This is a genomic window from Pseudactinotalea sp. (genome assembly GCF_048594945.1).
Taxonomy (GTDB): Bacteria; Actinomycetota; Actinomycetes; order Actinomycetales; family Beutenbergiaceae; genus Pseudactinotalea.
This window is the reverse complement of the sequence record NZ_JBMDXJ010000336.1, coordinates 1-5,691: the sequence shown is the minus strand read 5'-3', so window position 1 is coordinate 5,691 and position 5,691 is coordinate 1. Positions and strand designations below refer to the sequence as shown.

Below are 5,691 nucleotides of genomic sequence, written 5' to 3'. Positions count from 1 at the left end.
CGAGATCGACCGACGTCGGATCGCCTGACGTCACCTCGCTCCGGGCAAGGACGTCCGGAGACACCGAAGATGAAGGAGTGGGTCACGATGAAAGCGCACACCCATCACCGGAGGCGCGCAGCGGCGGCACCCGCCGTCGCCGCGGCCGCAGCACTGGTGCTGACCATGGCATCAGGGGGCTCCGCCGTCGCCGACGACGGGCCTGAAGGAATCGAGGAGATCGCTCAGCAGCCCTACATGGGGTGGAGCAGCTACAGCATGCAGGTCCACTCGGGAGGCCAGTGGATCACGGCGGATCAGATCATCGCGCAGTCGGACGCGATGCACGAGACGCTGCAGCCCTACGGGTACGAGTACATCAACGTCGACGCCGGATGGAACGGCGGCATCGACGAACACGGCCGGCCCGTGCCCAGCGAGACGCTGTACCCCGATGGCCTGCAGGCGGTGATCGACCACGTGCACGGCAACGGCCAGAAGTTCGGGCTGTACTTCATTCCCGGCATCGGCCAGGAGGTGTACGAGGACGACCTCCCTATCGCCGGTGCCCCCGGCTGCTCCACGGGTGACATCGCCACCACGCCGCTGCAGCAAGGCGACTACTGGGGCTTCACGTACCAGATCGACTTCAGCAACCCGTGCTCGCAGGCCTACGTGGACTCGATCGCCGAGCTGCTCGGCGAGTGGGGCGTGGACTTCGTCAAGTTCGACAGCGTCACCCCAGGCTCAGGCATCGAGGACGGCTCGATGGATTCCCGCGGCGATGTCGCGGCCTGGTCGCAGGCATTGGCACGCCATGACATCTGGCTCGAGCTGTCGTGGGCCGTCGACATCGACGAGGCCGACTACTGGGCCGAGCACGCCCAGGGCTGGCGCATCGACTGGGACGTCGAGTGCTACTGCGGGGACGAGGCGCTGACCACCTGGGCCAACGTGGAACGACTGTTCCCGCGGCTCGCCCAATGGTGGCGGTACGCCGGCCCGGATCGGGGCTGGAACGACCTCGACTCGCTCAACGTCGGCAACGGCAGCATGGACGGGCTGACGCGTGACGAGCGCCGCACCGCCATGACGCTGTGGGCGGTCTCGGCAGCGCCGCTCTACATCGGCAACGACATGACGAACCTCGACCAGTACGGCATCGAGCTGCTCACCAACGACGAGGTGATCGCCGCCAACCAAGCGGGCACCCCGGCACGCCCGGTCGCGACCGACACCAATCACCAGGTCTGGTACTCCCTCAACGCTGACGGCACCTACACGGTCGCGCTGTTCAACCTCGGCCGGACCGAGGCCGACATGACCCTCGACTTCGAGGACATCGGGTTGAGCGGCAGCGCCACCGTGCGGGACCTGTGGGCGCAGCGCAAGATCGGCACCGTCACCGACGAGCTGGTGGTCGACAGCGTGCCGATCCACGGTGCTCGACTCTTCACCGTGACGCCCGGCAGGGGCGCGACGATCACGGTCAACGACGACGACCTGCGGGTGGAGCACGAGGGCGACTGGGCTCGCAACGGCGGAGCTGAGGTCGTCGCGACGTCGCAGCCGCTGAGGATTGCGGTGGGCGACTCAAGCACCGGCGAGGCTCCGACCGCACCGGAGGCTGGACCGATCGCCGTCAACGACGACGACTCGAGCATCCTCTACCAGGGCTCGTGGAGCCACAGCACGGGCCGCGGCCTGGGCGACCACGAGGACGACGTCCACTTCAGCGAGTCGGAAGGCAACGCCGTCGAGTACACGTTCGTCGGCACCGGCATCGACTACGTGACCGAGACGCACTCCTCGCAGGGCGACGTCGAGGTCTACCTCGACGGCCAGCTCGTGGAGACGGTCAGCACGTACCAGGAGTCCGGGCGCGGCGCGCAGCAGGTGGTCTACAGCGTGCGCGACCTGCCGAACGGCACGCACACGCTCCGGCTCGTGCACGCGAGCGGTGAGTACATGCTGATCGACAGGCTCGATGTGGTGCAGGAGCGCCTTATCGAGCCGAGTACCGCCGCGTTCGACCTCGCCGAGCCGGCGGACGTCACCGTGCAGCTGCTGCGTGCGGAGGGCGAGTTGTCCGGCATCACCGGACCAGCCGGCGCCCTCACCGAGGGCGTCGACTACACGGTCGACGGCGGAGCCGTCACCGTGAGCGCGGCGTACCTCGCCACGCTCGACGAGGGCGAGCAGACCCTCCAGGTGGGCTTCGCAGGCGACCATCTCAACGACGTCCACATGACCTCTTCCCCGGGGGACGCCGTCGAGATCTCGTTCCGCGGTGAGCGGTTCTCATGGACCGGTCCGGTGGCACCGGACCAGGGTCAGGTCGAGGTATGGCTCGACGGCACGCTCGTCGAGGTCGTGGACACCCACGCCGAGGAGCGCCTCACCGGGCAGGAGCTGTTCACGTCGGCGAAGCTGCGCGACGGCGAGCACACCGTCCGACTCGTGATGGTCTCGGGTGACGTGATGCGGTTCGACGCGCTGACCTACACGGTCAAGAAGGTTCGCTGACCGGATCGGCCTGCGGCAGCAGCAGCGACCGGACCACGGTCGCTGCTGCTCCGCGTGCCCAGTCCTCGAAGGAGTGCGGGCGCACGAGGATCCGACAGCGGGAGGCGGCACCGAAAGCGTGATCGGCGAAGGCCGCGCGCAGCGTGGAGTCGAACAGGTCGAAGTTGCGCACCGCCTCGCCGCCGATGATGACGAGCTCGGGGCCGAGCAGGTTGACCAGGCTCGCGATCGCCGTCCCGATCAGGGAGGCAGCCTCGCCGAACGCGTCGGCAGCAGCCTCGTCGCCCTCGTGAGCCAGGCGGACCGCCTCCTCGATCGTGACCGCGCGGCCGTGCGCAGCCGATACCCGCGCCACGATCGCGGGTGTGCCGGCGACCGCCTCCACGCAACCACGCCGCCCGCACGCGCAGATCGCATCGGGTGAGGCGAGCGGCAGGTGGCCGAGCTCGCCCGCCACCCCGAACGTGCCCTCCACGACCTCGCCGTTGACGTGCAGGCCGCTTCCGATGCCCAGGCCGATCGTCACGATCGCGAACGACCGGGTCCCGAGCCCGACCCCGAACCAGTGCTCGGAGATCGCGAGCGCGCGGACATCGTTCTCGACGACCACCGGCGCGCCGAGGCGCCGCGTGAGCTCTGCTCGCAGGTCGAGGCCGGCCCACGACATGATGGCCGATTCCCGCACCATGCCGGACGCGCCGTCGACATCTCCTGACACGGACACCCCGACGCCGGCGATGCGCCCCGCGGCCTCCCCCAGCAGATCCTTCAACTGGGCGCTGAGCGAGACGATCGCCTCGATCACGGTGGCGGGATCGTGCTCGGTCAGGCGCACCCGCGCACTGTGCAGCACCTGCGTCTGCAGATCGGTGGCGACGGCGATCACCTCGTCGACGTTGACCTTGATGCCGAGCACCACCAGCGCGTCCGCGACCAGCGCCACCGGGTTCGCGGGACGGCCGAGGGGCCGCTTCTGGCGCGGCGGACCGGCGTGCTCGCTCACGATCCCCGCCGCAACCAGCGGGGTCACCGCCTTGGTCACAGCGGCCTGTGAGAGCCCCGTGCGGCGGGCGATGTCGATGCGGCTGATCGGACTGCGCGTGAGGATCGTGGTGAACACCTCGTCCGCGGCGCCCGAGCCCGACCGCAGCAGTGCGGCGCGAGACTCCCCGACCTCATCCATGCCCGTGTCCCACCTCCGTGTCAGCACACGGTAGCGCCGTCTCCCACGCCACAGACGACCGACCTCTCGGTCTCGGCCTCGGTCTCACTCTCACCGCTTGGCTCTTCCCTTGGCGCCCACGGAGCCGCTAAGGTCCGAAGTTCTTGAATAGACAACCAAAGCAGGGGTGCTACGGATGAGCGTTGTCAGTGACCGATCTAGCGTGCTCGAGGACCGCTCGGACCATCGCCGCCGCGCGTGGGGAAGGCGAGGGCTGAGGGCGGGGGTCGCCGTCATCGGCCTCGCAGCACTCTCGCTGAGCAGCGCCGCGCTGCCGGCGAGCGCGGCAGGGAACACCTGGTACGTCTCGCCGGAGGGGAGCGATGCTCCCGGCTGCGGCGGCAGCGCGGCTGAAGCGTGTGCCACCATCGCCGCCGCGCTGACCCAGGTCACACCGGATGACGTGGTCGCGATCGCGGCCGGAAGCTATTCCGAGGCGTTGGAGATCACCACCCCTGTGTCGCTGCAGGGTGCGGGGCCGGGTGACGTCACCATCAGCCACCCGGGTACCGACGATGTGCCGACGATCCTCGTCGACGCCGATGGCGAGGTGTCGATCAGCGGCGTCAGCCTCACCGGCAGTTCCAGCATGGCGCCGGGCACACCGATCGTCCACGTCGCGCCGGGCCGGGCCGCCACCCTGACCACCGTGGCCGTCGCGGGTGACGGAGCCAGCTCGTTGGCCGGTGTCTGGGCCGATCAGGACAGCACGGTCGCCATCGAGAACAGCACCATCACGTCGGTGGGGTACGGCGTCACTGGCGGTGGAACCGACCCAGGCGCCGGCCCGGCCACGGTGTCGCTCACCACCACGACCATCACCGCCACCCTCGTGGGGGTCACGATGGCCGCAGGCGTGGCAACGATTGAGGGTGGTTCGGTCTCCGGTGAGATCGGCGCCGGGCTGGTGGGTGCGAGCAATGTGACCTTCAACGTCACCGGCACGTCAATCCTCGACAGCGGGGCTCCCGAAGGCGGCACGTTCAGCGGCGGAGTGGTGCTGCAGGGTGGCGGCACCTTCTTCGGCGACGGCGTCACGATCTCAGGGAACAAGAACGGGATCATGCTCCCCTCGGGTGGCGACGTCACACTGGTGGGCAGCACCGTGTCCGAGAACATCTCCGACGCGGCTGGCGGCGGGATCTACGGCCGGCCAGGCACGACGACCGGCGGTGACGAGATTCCGTTCACCCTCTCGCTGACGGACACCGCGATCGAGCGCAACCGCATCGGGCTCTCGCTCGACAATCCTGAGACCGTCGAGATCCTCAACAGCACGATCTCGAACAACCTCGCGGGCATCGTGGCGGCCACGCAAGCGCCTGACGCCACCCTCACGATCACCGACAGCGAGGTGCTGAACAACACCGGCGCTCTCACCCCGGGCGCCCCTTCGTACACGGGCACTGGCATCTCGCTCGAGGGCCCCCTTGAGGTCGACGTCACCAACACCGAGATCGACGGCAACCTCACAGGAATCCTGGCGAACTACGCCACCGTGACGATCACTGGCGGCTCGATCTCCGACAACGACTGGGTCGGCCTGTTTGCGATCGAGGAGCCGCACAGCGAGCTGCGATCCACAGTCACCCTGACAGGCACCGCGATCGAGAGGAACGGGCTCGACGCACCGACCGCTGCCGTCTTCGGCCTCGGCGGCATCGCGACCAGCTTCTTCGCTAGCGTGACGGGAAGCAACGTCACGCTCACCGGAAACGCGATCGGTGCCACGATCAGTGGCGGCACCCTCGCGCTCACTGACAGCGTGATCCGCGACAGCGTGATCTCCTCGTTCGACGACGTCGTGCAGGTGCCGATCACCGGTCACGGCATCCTGGCCTCCGGACAAGGCAGCGAGTGGCCCGGCCAGGTCGAGCTGGTCCGGACCGAAGTGTCCGGCAACGAGCGCGACGGGATCCTTCTCTCGGAGACCGCCGCAGGCACGCTCCTCACGAGCACCGTCG

The 5,691-nt window shown here is 68.8% G+C and carries 3 protein-coding genes; 2 read left to right on the top strand and 1 reads right to left on the bottom strand.

Annotated features, from left to right (window positions below):
- Nucleotides 1-87: 87 nt before the first annotated feature.
- Nucleotides 88-2,505, top strand: a complete 2,418-nt coding sequence (locus tag ACOJSN_RS15270; protein ID WP_420113349.1) for a X2-like carbohydrate binding domain-containing protein — start codon at nucleotides 88-90, stop codon at nucleotides 2,503-2,505.
- On the opposite strand, the gene ACOJSN_RS15265 is transcribed toward ACOJSN_RS15270, so the two are convergent.
- Nucleotides 2,489-3,688, bottom strand: coding sequence for an ROK family protein (locus tag ACOJSN_RS15265; RefSeq protein WP_420113348.1), 1,200 nt, complete (start codon nucleotides 3,686-3,688; stop codon nucleotides 2,489-2,491). The genes ACOJSN_RS15270 and ACOJSN_RS15265 overlap by 17 nt on opposite strands.
- 175 nt (nucleotides 3,689-3,863) lie before the next feature.
- On the opposite strand from ACOJSN_RS15265, the gene ACOJSN_RS15260 reads away from it, so the two are divergent.
- The coding region (locus ACOJSN_RS15260) for a NosD domain-containing protein (protein ID WP_420113347.1) at nucleotides 3,864-5,691 on the top strand (1,828 nt) is incomplete at its 3' end.